Source organism: Vibrio sp. SCSIO 43140 (assembly GCF_023716585.1).
GTDB classification, from domain to species: Bacteria; Pseudomonadota; Gammaproteobacteria; order Enterobacterales; family Vibrionaceae; genus Vibrio; species Vibrio maritimus_B.
Genome location: NZ_CP071850.1, coordinates 2,460,067 through 2,477,737 on the forward strand (window position 1 = coordinate 2,460,067; position 17,671 = coordinate 2,477,737).

General features: G+C 48.8%; 18 protein-coding genes. All 18 read left to right on the forward strand.

The window, feature by feature from the left end; genetic code table 11:
* Positions 1 to 119: 119 nt before the first annotated feature.
* The 18 genes from J4N45_RS11895 (at position 120) to flhB (ending at position 17,601) form a co-directional block, all read left to right on the forward strand.
* Positions 120 to 1,583 (forward strand): sigma-54 dependent transcriptional regulator, encoded by a 1,464-nt coding sequence (locus tag J4N45_RS11895; RefSeq protein WP_252011573.1) that lies wholly within the window; start codon positions 120 to 122, stop codon positions 1,581 to 1,583.
* 193 nt (positions 1,584 to 1,776) lie between these two features.
* Positions 1,777 to 2,847, forward strand: a complete 1,071-nt coding sequence (locus J4N45_RS11900) for a sensor histidine kinase (RefSeq protein ID WP_252014688.1) — start codon at positions 1,777 to 1,779, stop codon at positions 2,845 to 2,847.
* Complete coding sequence (locus J4N45_RS11905) at positions 2,847 to 4,262, forward strand: sigma-54-dependent transcriptional regulator (protein WP_234495424.1); 1,416 nt, start codon at positions 2,847 to 2,849, stop codon at positions 4,260 to 4,262. The genes J4N45_RS11900 and J4N45_RS11905 overlap by 1 nt, the downstream gene beginning before the upstream one ends.
* A 139-nt stretch (positions 4,263 to 4,401) precedes the next feature.
* On the forward strand, positions 4,402 to 4,713 hold the full coding sequence (gene fliE, locus J4N45_RS11910) for a flagellar hook-basal body complex protein FliE (protein ID WP_042478457.1): 312 nt from the start codon (positions 4,402 to 4,404) through the stop codon (positions 4,711 to 4,713).
* A 51-nt stretch (positions 4,714 to 4,764) separates the two neighbouring features.
* On the forward strand, positions 4,765 to 6,477 hold the full coding sequence (gene fliF, locus J4N45_RS11915; RefSeq protein ID WP_503056893.1) for a flagellar basal-body MS-ring/collar protein FliF: 1,713 nt from the start codon (positions 4,765 to 4,767) through the stop codon (positions 6,475 to 6,477).
* Entirely contained in the window at positions 6,477 to 7,529 is a 1,053-nt protein-coding gene (gene fliG / locus J4N45_RS11920; RefSeq protein WP_042478459.1) for a flagellar motor switch protein FliG, read from the forward strand. The genes fliF and fliG overlap by 1 nt, the downstream gene beginning before the upstream one ends.
* Positions 7,530 to 7,555: 26 nt before the next feature.
* Entirely contained in the window at positions 7,556 to 8,356 is an 801-nt protein-coding gene (fliH, locus tag J4N45_RS11925; RefSeq protein ID WP_252011575.1) for a flagellar assembly protein FliH, read from the forward strand.
* Positions 8,356 to 9,681 carry a flagellar protein export ATPase FliI gene (gene fliI, locus J4N45_RS11930; RefSeq protein WP_252011576.1) on the forward strand — a complete coding sequence of 442 codons (1,326 nt, stop codon included), beginning with the start codon at positions 8,356 to 8,358 and terminating at the stop codon, positions 9,679 to 9,681. The genes fliH and fliI overlap by 1 nt, the downstream gene beginning before the upstream one ends.
* Positions 9,682 to 9,685: 4 nt before the next feature.
* Positions 9,686 to 10,129, forward strand: coding sequence for a flagellar export protein FliJ (gene fliJ, locus J4N45_RS11935; protein ID WP_252011577.1), 444 nt, complete (start codon positions 9,686 to 9,688; stop codon positions 10,127 to 10,129).
* Positions 10,130 to 10,247: 118 nt separating this feature from the next.
* Positions 10,248 to 12,074 carry a flagellar hook-length control protein FliK gene (locus J4N45_RS11940; protein ID WP_252011578.1) on the forward strand — a complete coding sequence of 609 codons (1,827 nt, stop codon included), beginning with the start codon at positions 10,248 to 10,250 and terminating at the stop codon, positions 12,072 to 12,074.
* Positions 12,075 to 12,102: 28 nt separating this feature from the next.
* Positions 12,103 to 12,606, forward strand: a complete 504-nt coding sequence (gene fliL, locus J4N45_RS11945) for a flagellar basal body-associated protein FliL (protein WP_252011579.1) — start codon at positions 12,103 to 12,105, stop codon at positions 12,604 to 12,606.
* Positions 12,607 to 12,613: 7 nt separating this feature from the next.
* Positions 12,614 to 13,663, forward strand: a complete 1,050-nt coding sequence (fliM, locus tag J4N45_RS11950) for a flagellar motor switch protein FliM (RefSeq protein WP_234495430.1) — start codon at positions 12,614 to 12,616, stop codon at positions 13,661 to 13,663.
* 18 nt (positions 13,664 to 13,681) lie between these two features.
* Positions 13,682 to 14,092 carry a flagellar motor switch protein FliN gene (fliN, locus tag J4N45_RS11955; RefSeq protein ID WP_128650255.1) on the forward strand — a complete coding sequence of 137 codons (411 nt, stop codon included), beginning with the start codon at positions 13,682 to 13,684 and terminating at the stop codon, positions 14,090 to 14,092.
* A 12-nt stretch (positions 14,093 to 14,104) separates the two neighbouring features.
* On the forward strand, positions 14,105 to 14,527 hold the full coding sequence (gene fliO / locus J4N45_RS11960) for a flagellar biosynthetic protein FliO (RefSeq protein ID WP_252011580.1): 423 nt from the start codon (positions 14,105 to 14,107) through the stop codon (positions 14,525 to 14,527).
* Positions 14,528 to 14,558: 31 nt separating this feature from the next.
* The gene (fliP, locus tag J4N45_RS11965; RefSeq protein WP_503056894.1) at positions 14,559 to 15,386 is read left to right on the forward strand and encodes a flagellar type III secretion system pore protein FliP; all 828 of its coding nucleotides are present in this window, start codon (positions 14,559 to 14,561) and stop codon (positions 15,384 to 15,386) included.
* Between the two features lie 13 nt (positions 15,387 to 15,399).
* The gene (gene fliQ / locus J4N45_RS11970; protein WP_042478472.1) at positions 15,400 to 15,669 is read left to right on the forward strand and encodes a flagellar biosynthesis protein FliQ; all 270 of its coding nucleotides are present in this window, start codon (positions 15,400 to 15,402) and stop codon (positions 15,667 to 15,669) included.
* 5 nt (positions 15,670 to 15,674) lie between these two features.
* Positions 15,675 to 16,457, forward strand: coding sequence for a flagellar biosynthetic protein FliR (gene fliR, locus J4N45_RS11975; RefSeq protein ID WP_252011582.1), 783 nt, complete (start codon positions 15,675 to 15,677; stop codon positions 16,455 to 16,457).
* A gap of 13 nt (positions 16,458 to 16,470) precedes the next feature.
* Positions 16,471 to 17,601: a flagellar biosynthesis protein FlhB gene (gene flhB / locus J4N45_RS11980; RefSeq protein WP_042478473.1), complete on the forward strand. Its 1,131-nt coding sequence runs from the start codon at positions 16,471 to 16,473 to the stop codon at positions 17,599 to 17,601.
* Positions 17,602 to 17,671 lie beyond the last annotated feature (70 nt).

Consider the following 17,671-nt stretch of genomic DNA (forward strand, 5'->3'; position numbering starts at 1 on the left):
ACCTAACCAATTGTTTTATAAAATACATGGTGATTTTATAAAGACTAGTTGTTGTGTGAGCTTCATCACCTAAAGAGAAGCCACATATGGTTGACTTATCAAGGCATTATTCCTGACACATGCAAGACTTAGCTAAACTTCTTGTTATCGCTGATGACTCGCAGGTGCGAAATAACCTACAAACCATTCTTGAGTTTGTAGGTGAGCACTGCGTCGCAATCTCATCAAACGACATCAATCAGATTGATTGGACTCGGACTTGGTCTGGGTGCATCGTTGGTGCATTGCAAAGCGCGACGCTTTCCAAAGCGTTGCTGTCGCAGCTTTCTGTGTCAAATCATATCCCTTTACTCGTTACAAGCGAGTTTACTGGTGCGGTAGAGTCGCTGACAAACTTTGTCGGTGAACTCGAATTCCCTCTAAACTACCGCCAGCTTAGCGATGCATTACGTCACTGTGGCGAGTTCCTTGGCCGCAAAGGCGTCCAAGTGCCTTCTGCGGCACGCAAAAACACTTTATTTCGCAGCCTAGTTGGGCAAAGTCCTGGTATTCAAGAGGTTCGACATTTAATAGAGCAGGTATCAGGCTCTGAGGCCAATGTACTGATCTTAGGTGAGTCGGGCACGGGCAAAGAAGTGGTAGCGCGAAATATCCACTACCATTCAACTCGTCGTAAAGGCCCTTTTGTACCGGTTAACTGCGGCGCGATCCCTCCAGATTTGCTAGAAAGTGAACTGTTCGGTCACGAGAAAGGGGCATTTACTGGCGCTATTACGGCGCGTAAAGGTCGTTTCGAACTAGCAGAAGGCGGCACTCTGTTTTTGGATGAAATTGGTGATATGCCAATGCCAATGCAGGTGAAACTGCTTCGCGTGCTGCAAGAGCGAGTATTTGAGCGCGTGGGTGGTACGGCCGTCATTAAGGCTAATGTTCGTATTGTCGCTGCGACGCACCGCAACCTTGAGTCGATGATCTCTCAAGGGCAGTTCCGTGAAGACCTATTCTATCGTCTGAACGTGTTCCCTATCGAGATGCCTTCGCTTCGAGAGCGCAAAGAAGATATACCTCTGCTATTGCAAGAACTCTTGGCTCGTATGGAAGCAGAGGGTGGCCAACCGATCTGTTTCGCACCACGTTCTATTAATTCTTTGATGGAGCATGACTGGCCAGGGAATGTGCGTGAACTCGCGAACCTGGTTGAGCGTATGGTTATCCTGTACCCAAATAGCTTGGTGGATGTGAATCACCTACCGGTTAAATACCGCTACAGTGATATTCCAGAGTTCCAACCCGAAATGAATGCGTTCAAAACCATTGAAGAGCAAGAGCGTGATGCGCTAGACAGCATCTTCTCTGATGACTTCTCGTTTAGCGATGAGCCAGAGTTTGACGAGCAACTCTCTCCTCAGTCACTACCACCGGAAGGGGTGAACCTTAAAGAGATGTTGGCGGATCTTGAGGTGAACATGATCAACCAAGCGCTTGATGCTCAAGACGGTATTGTAGCACGTGCAGCCGATATGCTTGGGATGCGTCGAACCACTTTGGTGGAAAAGATGCGTAAGTACAGCATCAATCGCTAGACTACTCCTTCGACTAAAATTTGACTCTGGTCACGATAAAAAATTGACGACAAAAAATTGACACTACCAAGTGTCTGATTTTAAACAAGTATAGCTCGGCATGCCTTTTGCATTGTCGGGCTATAGTCTTTTTTGGGCTTACGTATTTCTACGAGCGGTAATGAGAGAAAGGAAAGCCTCGTAAATGAATCAGATGGTCAATGAAACATCGCAACCTGAACCAGAGTCGAGCTCACATCTTGACTCTCTAGAGGCGCAAGTTGAACGCTACCAACAGGTTATCGAAGCCATGCCTGCGGGCGTTATCCTATTGGATTCCCAAGGCGTTGTAAGAGAAGCTAACCCTGAAGCGCATCGAATCTTAGAGATCCCACTTGTTGGTCAAAAATGGTTCCACCTTATCCAAGTCGTGTTTGACCCAAGAGAAGATGACGGCCATGAGGTATCGCTGCGTAATGGGCGTAAGGTACGTCTTGCTATTTCAGCGTCAAAAACCGGTCAGCTGATTCTAATTACCGACCTTACCGAAACACGTTTGCTCCAGTCTCGCGTCAGCGACCTGCAACGATTGTCATCATTAGGACGTATGGTGGCGTCATTGGCACACCAAGTGAGAACGCCATTGTCGAGTGCAATGCTCTACGCGTCGAACCTTGGAGCGCCAAATTTGCCGCAAGCGACACGTGAGCGTTTTCAAGTCAAGCTTGTCGATCGACTGCATGACCTAGAAAAGCAGGTGAATGATATGCTGCTGTTTGCCAAAGGCGGTGATAACAAGGTGATTAAGCCGTTTACCATCGCTGATTTAGTCGCAGAATATCAACCTATGGTAGAGACCACGCTGAAGAGCAATCAAATTGATTACTGCTTAGAAGTGGAGCAAGATGAAACTCAGCTCCTTGGCAACGCCAATGCGTTGGCGTCAGCGCTAAGTAACCTCGTGCTCAATGCAGTCCAAATTGCGGGTAAGGGCTCACAGGTCGATGTGTTCTTTAGACCCGTAAATAATGAACTCAAGATCTCGGTTCAAGACAGCGGACCGGGTGTTCCAAAAGAGTTACAACAAAAAATCATGGAGCCATTTTTCACTACACGTTCACAAGGCACGGGCCTTGGTCTTGCGGTAGTGCAAATGGTATGTCGTGCCCACGAGGGACGATTGGAATTAATATCAGAAGACGATGATGGCGCATGCTTTACCATGTGTCTGCCACTAGCAGAAACCACATCGAATCAAGAAGTAACAGATGAAGGATTAAACTGATGGCTCAGAGCAAAGTACTGATCGTAGAGGATGATGAAGGTCTACGCGAAGCATTAGTCGATACTCTTGCGCTTGCAGGTTACGAGTGGGTCGAAGCGGACTGTGCAGAAGACGCGCTGGTGAAGCTGAAAACTCAACCCGTAGATATTGTGGTCTCTGATGTTCAGATGGCAGGCATGGGCGGTCTAGCCCTGCTACGTAACATCAAGCAGCACTGGCCGAACTTACCTGTTCTGCTAATGACGGCTTACGCCAATATTGAAGACGCTGTGGCGGCGATGAAAGAGGGCGCCATTGATTATATGGCGAAGCCTTTTGCGCCTGAAGTCTTGCTCAATATGGTAAGTCGCTATGCGCCAGTGAAGTCGGACGATAATGGTGATGCGGTTGTTGCTGATCCGAAGAGTATTCAGCTCCTTGCGCTTGCAGAGAAGGTCGCTAAGACCGATGCGAGTGTTATGGTTCTTGGTCCAAGTGGCTCTGGTAAAGAAGTCATGTCGCGCTACATTCATAACAAATCACTGCGTGCTGACGGCCCTTTTGTAGCCATTAACTGTGCGGCGATTCCAGATAACATGCTCGAAGCGACGTTGTTTGGCTACGAGAAAGGCGCATTTACCGGCGCGATTCAGGCATGTCCTGGTAAGTTTGAACAAGCTCAAGGCGGGACCATTTTGCTGGATGAAATCAGCGAGATGGATCTAAACCTTCAAGCAAAATTGCTGCGTGTATTGCAAGAACGTGAGGTTGAGCGTCTTGGTAGCCGTAAGAGTATCTCATTGGATGTTCGTGTACTTGCGACCAGTAACCGCGACCTTAAGCAATATGTGCAAGAGGGTAACTTCCGAGAAGACTTGTATTACCGACTCAATGTGTTTCCAATCGCTTGGCCAGCGCTTCGTGAGCGTACCGGCGATATTGCGCCGCTAGCACGTCACCTGACTGAGCGTCACTGTAAGAAATTGGGTATGCCTATGCCGGAGTTTACTGAGCAAGCACTAGCCAAACTTCAATCCTATCCGTGGCCAGGTAACGTTCGTGAACTTGATAACGTGGTTCAGCGAGCCCTGATCCTGTGCGAGAAAAACCGAGTCTCAGCCGAACATATTTTGTTGGAAGGCGTGGATTGGCAAGACGCATCCAGCCTGCAAATGGCGGTAGCAGAACCACAATCGGTGGCAGTACCAACGGTTGCGCCTGTTGCTGAAGCTGTGTCTGAACTGGCTCGTCCAGTAGCAACCAGTGAAGGTCTTGGTGGTGAGCTGCGTGACCAAGAGTTTGCCATCATTTTGGAGACGCTTAAAGAGTGCGAGGGTCGCCGAAAAGAAATGGCAGAGAAGTTAGGTATCAGCCCAAGAACGCTGCGCTATAAGCTTGCCAAAATGCGCGATGCTGGAATTGAGATCCCTAGCTAATCGTCACAAATTAATTTGCCCCGATGCTAGTCAGTATCGGGGTAGGCGTGGCATAATTTTTGCTGAATATTATCAATTAACGCCCAATATCAGAATTGTGAAAGGAAACTGTCAATTTATTGGCAGTGGATGGTAAAGCATGAAAGTTGACGGATTACACAGTGAAATGCAAGCGATGATGTTTGAAGCGTCAAACACTAAGCCTGCAGCCAATGCCCATCAAGTAGGGGCGAATTTTGGAGACATGCTTTCCCAAGCAGTAAATAACGTAAATGGCCTACAAAAAACATCGGGCGATTTGCAGATGCGTTTTGACCGTGGCGATGCCGATGTGTCGTTATCTGACGTGATGATTGCTCGTAACAAATCAAGCGTCGCGTTTGAAGCAACCATACAAGTGAGAAATAAGCTCGTCGAAGCCTATAAAGAACTCATGAACATGCCCGTGTAATCTAGGTAGTATAAAGTGGCTCAAGAAAATCAGTCGACGGATGTCGCGCTAATGGACAGTGGTACCGATACTGCAATGGTAGCGAGCTCAGACATAGCGTCCGACAGTCAAAACCCTGACATCAATGAAAAAAGCAGTTCTAAGTTTGATCTGGCAGTCGGTGATCTCGATCTGCTAAGACAGATTGTACTGGTGCTGTCGATCTCTATCTGTGTCGCTTTGATTGTGATGCTGTTCTTCTGGGTGAAAGAACCTGAAATGCGCCCGCTTGGCGTTTATGAAACCGAAGAGCTTATTCCCGTTCTGGATTACCTAGACCAGAAAAAAGTTGCCTACAAGCTCGAAGGTAACGCTTTAAGCGTTCCTGCTAGTGAATACAACAATCTGAAGCTTGATATGGTTCGTGCGGGCCTGAACCGTCAGTCGAACGCGGGCGATGATATCTTAATGCAAGATATGGGCTTTGGCGTGTCTCAACGCCTTGAGCAAGAACGTCTCAAGCTAAGCCGTGAAAGACAGCTTGCCAAAGCTATAGAACAAATGAAGCAGGTACGTTCTGCTCGTATCTTATTAGCACTGCCAAAGCAAAGTGTGTTTGTTCGCCACAATCAAGAAGCATCCGCATCGGTATTTTTAACATTGGCGACGGGCTCGCTGCTTAGACAGCAAGAGATCGATTCCGTGGTCGATATGGTGGCAAGTGCTGTTCCAGGTATGAAACCGTCGCGCATTACTGTTACCGACCAACACGGTCGTCTGCTCAACTCTGGCTCACAAGACGCGACGTCTATGGCGAGACGCAAAGAGCAGGAGTTAGAGCGTAACCAAGAGCAAGCACTTCGCGAGAAAATTGACTCGGTACTGATTCCAATCTTAGGTCTTGGCAACTATACCGCTCAGGTTGATATCGAGTTGGACTTTAGCGCTGTTGAGCAAACGCGCAAGCGCTTCGACCCAAATACCCCGGCGACACGAAGTGAATACACACTTGAGGATTACAATAACGGCAGCGTAGTTGCTGGCGTTCCTGGTGCGCTGAGTAACCAACCTCCGGCGGATGCCTCTATCCCGACAGATGTAGCGCAGATGAAAGATGGCTCGGTGATGGGACAAGGGTCAGTGCACAAAGAGGCGACTCGCAACTTTGAGCTTGATACCACCATTAGTCATGAGCGTAAGCAGACGGGCGTAGTGAATCGTCAAACCGTTGCCGTGGCTATCAAAAACCGCGCGAAAGTGAATCCAGATACGGGCGAAGTGACCTATGAGCCACGCTCAGAGAGTGAACTCGCGGCTTTGCGTCAGATATTAGTCGGTGCTGTTGGCTTTAATGAAAACCGCGGTGACCTTCTGAATGTTCTTAGCATGACGTTCGAAGAGCCGGCCGCTGAGCTATTACCAGATGTGCCTATTTGGGAGCATCCAAACTTTAACGATTGGATTCGTTGGTTTGCAAGTGCACTCGTTATCATCGTAGTCATACTTGTATTGATTCGCCCTGCGATGAAGAAACTGCTTAATCCTGCCGCTCAGGATGAAGATGAGCAACTATACGGACCAGACGGCTTGCCGTTGGGTGCGGATGGCGAAACCAGCCTAATTGGTACTGATATAGATGGTAGTGAGCTATTCGAATTTAGCTCTGGTATTGATTTGCCGAACCTACATAAAGATGAAGATGTGCTGAAAGCAGTACGAGCTCTTGTTGCGAATGAACCTGAACTTGCGGCGCAAGTTGTGAAGAATTGGATGGCTGAAAACTAATGGCGAATGAAATTGTAGCGGCCAACGGCGGTCAACTAGCGGAAACTAGCGTAGACATTGCAACAATTAGCGGCGAAGACAAAGCGGCGATCTTGTTGTTAAGTCTTAATGAATCGGATGCGGCGAGTATTATTCGTCATTTAGAGCCTAAGCAAGTGCAACGCGTCGGTAGTGCGATGGCAAAGGCCAGTGACCTTAGCCAGGACAAAGTCGGAGCGGTACACCGTGCCTTCTTAGAAGATATTCAGAAGTACACCAATATTGGTATGGGCAGCGAAGATTTCATGCGTAATGCGCTTGTGGCTGCACTTGGTGAAGATAAGGCGAATAACCTTGTTGACCAGATCCTGTTGGGTACTGGCTCGAAAGGTCTCGATTCATTGAAATGGATGGACCCTCGTCAAGTAGCGAGCATCATCATCAACGAGCACCCTCAGATCCAAACTATCGTATTGTCATACCTCGAGGCCGATCAGTCGGCAGAAATCTTGTCGCAGTTCCCAGAACGTGTTCGTCTTGATTTGATGATGCGTATTGCCAACCTAGAAGAGGTTCAGCCTTCTGCGCTCGCAGAGCTTAACGAAATCATGGAGAAGCAGTTCGCTGGTCAAGCGGGTGCACAAGCGGCCAAGATTGGCGGCCTGAAGGCAGCAGCGGAGATCATGAACTACCTAGACAACAATGTCGAAGGTCTACTCATGGATCAAATTCGCGACCAAGACGAAGATATGGCGACGCAAATTCAAGACCTTATGTTTGTATTCGAGAACCTTATCGAGGTCGACGACCAAGGTATTCAGAAGCTGCTTAGAGACGTACCGCAGGATGTACTTCAACGTGCGCTTAAAGGTGCTGACGAAGGACTTAAAGAGAAGATCTTCAACAACATGTCTAAACGTGCTGCCGATATGATGCGCGAAGATATTGAAGCAATGCCACCTGTGCGCGTTGCTGATGTAGAAGCAGCTCAGAAAGAAGTTCTGACGATTGCTCGTCGCATGGCGGATAACGGAGAGCTAATGCTCTCTGGTGGCGCGGACGAATTCTTGTAAGCGAAGCTTGAAGGAAGATTAACTTAATGTCTAATGATAGAAAACGCGGCTTTTTACGCCCTTCAGAAGACAATACCGTTGAAGAAGCCCACTCGTGGGGACTGCCTGACTACACCTCGCAAGTAAGCCAAGAAGCGCGCGAGACGGCATTCAATTACGACCCGAGTTGGACGCCACGCGAAGAAACGCCAGCGGAAGAAGAGCCGCTGATGCTGACCGAAGAGCAGATTGAACAGATCAAACAAGGCGCTTATCAAGAGGGCTTGTTTCAAGGTCAAGAAGCAGGCTTCAAGCAAGGCTATGATAAAGGCAAAGAAGAGGGCTTAGCTGCAGGTCATCAAGAAGGGTTAGACCTAGGTAAAACCGAGGGTGTGGCTGCTGGTGAAGAGTACATCAAGCAGCAAGTAGACACCTTCATGAACCTTGCCAATCAATTTTCTAATCCGCTTGAGCTAATGACTAGCCAAGTGGAGAAACAGCTGGTGGACATGGTCTTAGCTTTGACGAAAGAAGTGGTTCATGTCGAAGTGCAAACCAATCCACAAATTATTCTCGATACAGTAAAACAATCGGTAGAGGCGCTGCCGATTGTAGGTCATGCCATTACCCTCAAGCTCAACCCGATTGATATCGACATCATTCGAGCAGCCTATGGCGACGAAGAGCTGAACATCCGAAACTGGACCTTAGCGGTAGAGCCGTCACTCAACCGAGGTGATGTGTATATTGAAGCGGGTGACTCCAGCGTGAGTTACAAGCTAGAAGACAGAGTCAAAAACGTATTACAGAGCTTTTGCGGCACGAACCGCCATCAAGGGGGCGAGTAATGCAATCGCTGGCGCAGCGACTGGCAAACTACAAAGTAGAAGGCCATAAATCCAGAGCAACGGCATCCGGCAAGCTAGTGCGTGTGGTAGGGCTAACGCTAGAAGCGATTGGCTGTAAAGCACCTATCGGTAGCTTGTGTAAAGTTGAAACTATGCACGGCGATATGGACGCTGAAGTTGTCGGATTCTCTGGCGAACATCTTTATCTTATGCCCAGTGAGCAAATCACGGGTGTACTTCCCGGTGCGAAAGTCACCCCTATGGCCTCAGAGACCGGTTTACCTGTTGGTATGGAGTTACTTGGCCGTGTTATTGACGGTGTAGGTAATCCTCTAGACGGGCTAGGCGATATCTATACAGACAAGCGTGCCTCCTTTAACGCCGAGCCTATTAACCCACTGGCGAGAAAACCTATTACTGAGCCTCTCGATGTTGGCCTTAAAGCCATCAATGGCTTATTAACGGTCGGCAAGGGACAGCGTATTGGTCTCTTTGCTGGTTCGGGTGTGGGTAAGTCGGTGACACTTGGGATGATGACTAGAGGTACCACCGCGCAAGTCGTTGTGGTTGGCCTTATTGGTGAGCGTGGTCGCGAAGTTAAGGAATTTATTGAAGAAATTCTCGGCACTGCGGGGCGCGAGCGCTCTGTGGTGGTCGCAGCTCCAGCCGATGCTTCACCCTTAATGAGACTTAAAGGTTGTCAAACGGCATTAACCATCGCTGAATACTTCCGCGATCAAGGGTTAGATGTCTTGCTATTGATGGACTCATTGACGCGCTTTGCACAAGCTCAGCGTGAAATCGCGCTATCCGTTGGTGAACCGCCGGCAACGAAAGGCTATCCACCATCCGTGTTTGCTAAGCTGCCCGCTTTGGTGGAGCGTGCTGGTAACGGCGACGTAAACCAAGGGTCGATAACGGCGTTCTTCACGGTGCTTACCGAAGGTGATGACTTGCAAGACCCTATCGCAGATGCTGCCCGTGCAATCTTGGATGGCCACATCGTACTCTCGCGTGAGATGGCTGATGCTGGTCACTATCCAGCGATAGACGTGGAGAAATCGGTCAGCCGTGTCATGCCACAAATAACCGATGATCAGCATGTTCTGATGTCCAAAGCAGTTCGACAAATTCTATCAGTATGTCGTAAAAACCAAGATTTGGTATCGATCGGCGCTTATAAGCCAGGAACGGATCCTGCAATTGATAGTGCGTTTACCCTTAAGCCAAAACTGGATCAATACCTGCAGCAGAGCATGAAAGAAACGGTGCCATACGACATGTGTCTTGGCATGTTAAAACAGCTGTTGCAAGTAGAATCGTAGCGCCATGGATAACGCGTTAGAGTTCTTGCTGGAACAAGCTAAGGATAACGAGCAGCAGGCGGTGCTCGCCCTAAACAAGGCTCGTGCCGAACTCGAGGATTACTACCATCAGGTTAGGCAGATCGAACAGTACCGCTTAGATTACTGCAATCAACTGGTATCGCGAGGGCAGGCAGGTCTTACGGCAAGCCAATACGGTCACTTAAATCGATTTTTGACACAGTTAGATGAGACGCTAACCAAACAAAAATCTGCTGAAAGCCACTTCCAACAACAAGTCGGTGACTGCGAAGAGTTCTGGCACAATACGAGAAAACAGCGTCAGTCGTATGAGTGGCTCATCGAGAAAAAAGCGAAAGAGAAAGCGCAACTTGAAGCTAAGCGAGACCAGAAGCAGATGGATGAATTCTCTAACTTGTTGTTTTCCCGCCGTCGTCAAACTCGCTAGTTTCCTACCTTAGAGCTAAATCGTTATCGGTACAAAAATTGCATCGAACATGCCTAGATAATATAGGCGGCAAGATCCCGCCGAATACGTAACCTTCTATCAAACGGGCCTAAATGGAATGAGTCTGTCGATTTCAAATAACAATGTATCGAATACAGTACTGCCTAAAGGCGACGGAAAATCTTCTGTCACTGAGGGCGAGACTGGCGAAAATTCAGGCTTTTGGGATAAGTTCAAAGACGCGTTGTCTTCTGAAAAGTCTGAATCTGATCAAAAGGTTGATGGTGCATCTACCTCGGCAGGCAGTAAGTCTAAATCGACAGATGCCATGCTTGATGATGTGAAATCATCGGTTTCTGAGGCCGACTCGGAGACAGAGGAAACTAACGCTGTAGCTAAAAAAGACGCTGAAGCTGCATCTAAGTCTGCTCAAGTGGAAGGCGAAGATGGCACTGCTGTAGCTGATTCGAAAGTAACAGGCAAGGATAAATCAGCGGCAGTCGGTTCTGCTGATTCAGACGAGTCAGAGCAGGCTGTCAAAAAAATGACAGCGAGCAGTGTGGCTGCAGAAGCTGGTGCTAGCAAAGCTCAAAGTATAGAAGATACAGCGAAATCTAGCGTCAATGCTCAGCCTGATGCGAAGCAAACGGTCTCAGAAAATGCTGAGTTGCTGTCTCGATTAGATAACTCAAATAAAGCGCTGCAAACTCAAGCGGGAGCTGGCGTAGCGGCTGTCGCGGCTCAAGACGCTGAAGCGTCATCAGAGATCAAATCCCAAGGTGCGGATGTCGCTAGCGGTGAGCAGAAAGTGTCGAAGGGCAATCTTAGCCAAGATGAGGCGATGGCTGCATCGACGATGATGGCTGCTGGCTCAACTCAAGTCGCTACCAAGCCTAATGGTGAACCCGTAGCCATGAGTACTAACTCCGCGGTATCCGGTGACTCCGCTGCTGCGTCAAATAAAGGCCAGTTGCCAGCAGCAACCGGTGGTGCTGCTGTCATTCAAGGCAGTGACGGTAAATTGACACCTGCAAACGAATCAGATGCAAAGGCGGCGACAAATAATATCGCGTGGAGCAAATCTGATGCAGATCCCTCAGTAAAGCCAGACGCGAAAGCAGCGCTTGCGGGTATGGCTGTGACGACAGATAAGACTGCACTGACTCAATCGCAGATCATGCAGGGGCAAACTCCACAAGCTCTGGCGGCACAGAATAGCGCTAACCCAAGTGCAGCGGTTGCAGGGGCTAGCCAAGGTCAGCCGATCGGAGATATGGCCGCCGCTGCGTCTATGAGTGCAATGATGGCGAGTGGTCAAGCAAAAAGTAGCGCGCCACTCAGTACTCAGGCTTCTGGACTTCAAGTTGGCGCAGCCAAAGGCACAAACAAAGCCCTGAACCAGCCTGGTGTGGGTTCTGAAAGTGCGTTGCAAGCCGCTGGTGCTGGAGCGCTGACGGCTACCCAAGTACGCGGTGAGCAATCAGCTCAAGCAACTGGGGCGGTGCAATCACCACTTATGCTGACGAAAGAAAACGCTGGTGAGCAAGTGGCCGAACGGGTTCAAATGATGATGTCGAAGAACCTTAAGCACGTGGATATACGCCTTGATCCGCCTGACTTGGGTCGTATGCAGATTCGAATGAGCCTAAATAACGATTCCGCGACGGTGCACTTTACCGTGCAAAACCAACAAACCCGAGACATGGTGGATCAAGCCATGCCTAGGCTGAGAGAGATGTTGTCGCAACAAGGCATTCAGTTAGCGGATACCTCTGTTCAGCAGCAAGGTCAGCAGCAACGTCATGCGTCTCATGGCTCCGGCAACGGTGGTCCATCTTCCGGTGGCACCAATGGTTCAGCAGATTCTGACGCGAATGTTGAGGGTGGCGTCACAGTCGATGTTGCCGTGAATAAAAATAAAGATGGCATCAGTTACTATGCCTAAATCTAGATAACTCAGTAGTTGAAAAAATATGGCAGAAGAAAGCTTAGAACCCGCTAAAACCAACAGCAAAAAGCTGCTAATTATCATCGTTGCTGCAATTGTCGTATTGCTAGCTGCTGGTGGCGGTGCGTATTGGTTTTTAAGTTCGGATGACAGTGTCGACACGCAACCTATGACCACGAGCGGTAGTGCAGCTCCGGCGGTGCCAGTCGATCCTATTTCATACGTTAATTTAGCGCAGCCGTTTGTGTTCAATGCGGCGGGCAATCAACGCGATCGTATGGTCCAGATCAAAGTACAGCTGATGGTGAGAGGTCTTGATAGTGAGAGCCAAGCTCGCTATCACTCGCCGCTGATTGAAAGTACTCTGCTGTCGACGTTCGCTTCAGCAACGGTAGAGCAGCTTCGTAGTACCAATGGTCGCGTAGAGTTACGTGATCAAGCCACCCAAGATGTGCAAGCGAGCCTAAGCCAAGTGGTGGGTAAGCCTGTGATTGAGCGTGTGCTGTTTACCGATTTTGTAATCCAGTAGGTGCATTGTGACTGATTTATTAAGCCAAGACGAGATTGATGCGCTACTGCATGGGGTCGATGACGTCGATGAGGTAGAGGACGAACTGGATCAAGATCCCGCAGATGTGGTCCATTTTGACTTTTCGTCACAAGACCGCATCGTCCGTGGTCGTATGCCAACGCTCGAACTTATCAACGAGCGTTTTGCCCGTCACATGCGTATCAGCCTGTTCAACATGCTGAGAAAAACCGCCGAAGTATCGATCAACGGCGTTCAGATGATGAAGTTTGGTGAATACCAAAACACTTTGTACGTGCCAACAAGTCTCAACATGGTGAGGTTTCGTCCATTGAAAGGGACGGCGCTCATCACTATGGAAGCGCGCTTGGTGTTTATCTTAGTGGAAAACTTCTTCGGTGGTGACGGACGTTTTCATGCCAAGATTGAGGGCCGCGAGTTTACGCCAACAGAGCGACGTATCATTCAGCTACTGATGAAGACGGTGTTTGAAGACTACAAAGAAGCCTGGTCTCCAGTGATGGGGGTTGAATTCGAGTATCTAGATTCAGAAGTTAACCCAAGCATGGCAAACATTGTTAGCCCAACAGAAGTGATCGTAGTGAGCTCATTCCATATCGAAGTGGATGGCGGTGGTGGTGACTTCCACGTTGTGATGCCGTACTCCATGGTCGAACCTATTCGTGAGCTTCTTGATGCGGGTGTTCAATCGGACAAGATGGAAACTGACGTTCGTTGGAGTAGTGCGCTTCGCGAAGAGATCATGGACGTGCCGGTTAACTTTCGCGTCAACTTACTTGAAAAAGACGTGTCACTGCGTGATTTGATGGAGCTGCAAGCGGGCGACATCATTCCTATCGAAATGCCAGAGAATGCCACTATGTTCGTTGAAGACCTTCCTACCTTCCGAGTGAAGATGGGACGTTCAGGCGAGAAGATGGCAGTACAAGTATCAGAAAAAATTAGACGTCCAGATGTAGTGAAAACCGACCTGGCCTTCTTAGGGAAGGACATTATGGCGGAGCTAGAGCATGTGGAAGAAGTCGACGAAGAATAACAGAAGTAGAGATAAGCAATGACTATCAGTGATGACCAAAAACTAGCGGACGAATGGGCAGCAGCACTGGGTGAAGACCCAATGGCTCCAGAGATTGATGTCGACGAAGTGCTTGCGGCACCTCTTGATGAGCTAGAAGATTCGCCAGCACCAATCACCGACGATGAGCGACGTAAACTGGATACCATCATGGATATCCCAGTGACCATTTCTATGGAAGTAGGTCGCTCGCAGATTAGTATTCGTAACCTGCTACAGCTTAACCAAGGCTCTGTTGTTGAGCTTGATCGTATCGCAGGTGAATCTCTTGATGTGATGGTCAACGGTACCTTGATTGCGCACGGCGAAGTGGTTGTGGTCAACGATAAGTTTGGTATTCGTCTCACCGACGTGATTAGCCAGACTGAACGTATTAAAAAACTTCGTTAATAGAATACAAGCATGAAACTGAATCGATGTTTGCCGCTCGTGATGGCGGCTGCTCTCTACGCAATACCAAGCGCGGTCTACGCTGCGGCAGAAGTTACGCCGCAGGGTGGGTCTCCTTTCGATCTTGCCGCGACACTAGGTTCTTTGGTGTTGGTGATTGTTATTATCCTTGGCTTAGCCTGGGTATTGAAACGCATGAAGGTGCCATCTTTGGTTAACCAGCAAGGGCTTAAGATTGTTCGCCAAATTCCAGTGGGCACCAAAGAGCGTATTGCGATTGTTCAAGCCGGTGAAGAGCAGTTTTTAGTCGGCATTACAGCGCAGTCGATTCAACTGATTTCGAAACTAGAACAGCCTCTTGACGAAAATGAGGTTTCGCAGCCAGCGTTCGCGAGCCAACTATCTAAAATCATGAAGAAGCAACAAAATGACTAACTGGATTCGACTGTTACTGGTCTGCCTATTCATGGTGGTTGCGCCGCTGAGCAGCGCTGCAGAAGAAGAACTCTCTAGTTCAGTTCCGACCAATGCTGCGCCAAGCAGTAGCGTTACTGTGTCTGAAATGCGCAATGACCAGGGTACCGCTGGCGTCAGTACATCAAGTGCTTTTGGCACTGGTCCGGGTATTCCTGCGTTTACTATGACGACCAACCCTGATGGTAGTGAAGATTATTCGGTCAACCTGCAGATTCTTGCGTTAATGACTATGCTGGGCTTTTTGCCCGCAATGGTTATTTTAATGACGTCGTTCACTCGTATCGTGGTGGTGATGTCGATTTTGCGTCAGGCAATGGGTCTGCAGCAGACACCTTCTAATCAGGTGATCATTGGTATTGCTATCTTCTTGACCTTTTTTATTATGTCTCCAGTTCTCAATCAGGTGAATGAGCAAGCGATTCAGCCCTATCTGAATGAGCAGATCAGTGCGAAGCAAGCGTTTGATCAAGCCCAAGGGCCGATGAAAGACTTCATGCTGAAACAAACTCGCGTCAAAGATCTCGAAACCTTTGTCGAGATGTCGGGTTCGACGGCTCAGAATCCTGAAGATGTATCGATGGCGGTGTTGATCCCTGCGTTTATCACGTCAGAGTTGAAAACCGCATTCCAGATCGGCTTTATGCTGTTCTTGCCGTTTTTGATTATCGACTTGGTCGTCGCGTCGATATTGATGGCCATGGGTATGATGATGCTTTCACCGATGATCGTATCGCTGCCGTTTAAACTTATGCTGTTCGTGTTAGTTGATGGATGGAACTTGATTTTGTCCACGCTGGCCGGCAGTTTCGCCTTGTAGCTGGAGAAGCGTTATGACTCCAGAGATGTTCGTCGAGCTGTTTAGGGACGCGTTATGGATGGTACTGCTTTTGGTTTGTGCCATCGTAGTGCCAAGTCTACTTGTCGGCTTAATCGTAGCGGTATTCCAAGCGGCAACATCGATCAACGAGCAGACATTAAGCTTCTTACCTAGGCTGATTGTCACTATTTTGGCATTGATGGCTTTTGCCCATTGGGGAACTCAGATGATGATGGAATTTTTCTATGAGATCATCGAAAGGCTTCCTCAGGTGCTCTGGTAACGAGCATGGAATATCCAGCGAGTGATGTACTCGATTGGCTAGCCAACTTCTTTTGGCCGTACGTGCGTATCTCCGCCATGCTCATGGTGATGTCAGTCACTGGGGCTAACTTTGTTTCACCAAGAATTCGTTTGTTCTTGGGGCTCGCACTCACCCTTGCAGTATCACCTTCTATTCCTGCTATCCCACAAACTATCGAGCTTCTCTCTTTCGAAGGCTTTCTGACGGTTGCTGAGCAAATCTTGATTGGCACGGCGATGGGTATGGTGACCGTTTTCATGGTTCAGACTTTTGTTATGCTCGGTCAGATCTTGGGTATGCAGTCGAGTTTGGGTTTTGCGTCCATGGTAGACCCAGCTAATGGACAAAACACACCGGTACTCGGTCAGTTATTTTTGTTTCTTACGACCATGTTCTTTTTGGCGACGGATGGCCATTTAAAGATGATTCAGCTGGTGGTGATGAGCTTCAAAACCTTGCCCATTGGCACTGGGCATCTATCAGCGACGGACTTTCGAGAGATGGCCGGCTGGCTAGGAATCATGTTCCAAACCGCGCTTAGTATGGCATTGGCAGGAATCATTGCGCTGCTAACCGTTAACCTATCGTTTGGTGTGATGACGCGTGCGGCGCCTCAGCTTAATATCTTCTCGCTCGGTTTCGCGTTTGCACTGCTTATTGGTTTGATGATCTGTTGGTACATCATTGCGGGTCTATACAGTCATTACCAGTTGTATTGGCTAGAAGTGGAAGGTCAGGTGTGTCGCTTGATCGACCTAGTGTGTTAAGGGAGGTCTGACGATGGCAGAATCAGACGGCCAAGAACGTACCGAAGACGCCACCCCCCAGCGGCTTAAACAAGCTCGCGAAAAGGGGCAGGTGGCGCGCTCTAAAGAACTGGCTTCCGTATCGGTACTGATTGTCGGAGCATTGTCACTCATGATGTTTGGTGAGGGGCTTGCTCGTGCGCTTTTCGGCTCCATGTCTCGCTTGTTTACGCTGACCCGGGAAGAAATCTATGATCCCACCAAGTTGTTTGATGTCGTGCTAGGAGCACTATCGAGCTTACTGCTGCCACTCGCTATTATTTTGTTTGTGCTATTCGTGGCCGCTCTTATCGGTGCCGCTGGTGTTGGTGGTATCAGTTTTTCTGCTGAAGCGGCGATGCCAAAGATGTCTAAGATGAATCCGCTCAGTGGCTTAAAGCGTATGCTCGGCATGCAAAGCTGGGTTGAGCTGATTAAGTCGATACTCAAGGTTGCGTTAGTAGCAGGCATGGCTTTTTATTTGGTGAATGCCTCAAGAGCGGACCTATTCCAATTGAGTATGGAGGTGTTCCCTCAGAATATCTTCCACGCACTCGATATCTTGTTGAACTTCATACTGCTTATCAGCACTACTCTACTCATTGTAGTGGCCATCGATATTCCATTTCAGATCTGGCAGCACGCCAACCAGCTAAAAATGACCAAGCAAGAGGTCAAAGACGAGTTTAAAGACACCGAGGGTAAGCCCGAGGTGAAAGGCCGTATTCGTATGTTGCAGCGCGAGGCAGCACAGCGCCGAATGATGGCAGAGGTACCGCAAGCTGACGTTATTATTACCAACCCAGAGCATTTCTCCGTAGCACTCCGATATAAACAAGGACAGGACAAAGCACCGGTCGTGGTTGCTAAAGGTGTCGACCATATGGCGCTGAAAATCCGAGAAGTAGCGCGTGAACACAACATCTATGTCATTCCTTCGCCGCCGCTTGCTCGTTCGCTATACCACACGACTGAGCTTGAACAAGAGATCCCAGACGGTCTGTTTGCCGCCGTGGCACAGATTCTGGCGTATGTGTTCCAGCTCAAGCAATATCGTAAAAAGGGTGGTCAAAGGCCAACACTGCAAAACGAGCAGATCACTATCCCGAAAGATATGCGTTACTAGTGGTGTCAAAAAATTGGCATGTTTTGATGGCGTAAATCTTGCAGTATGTGTCTATTAGAGAAATAACCCG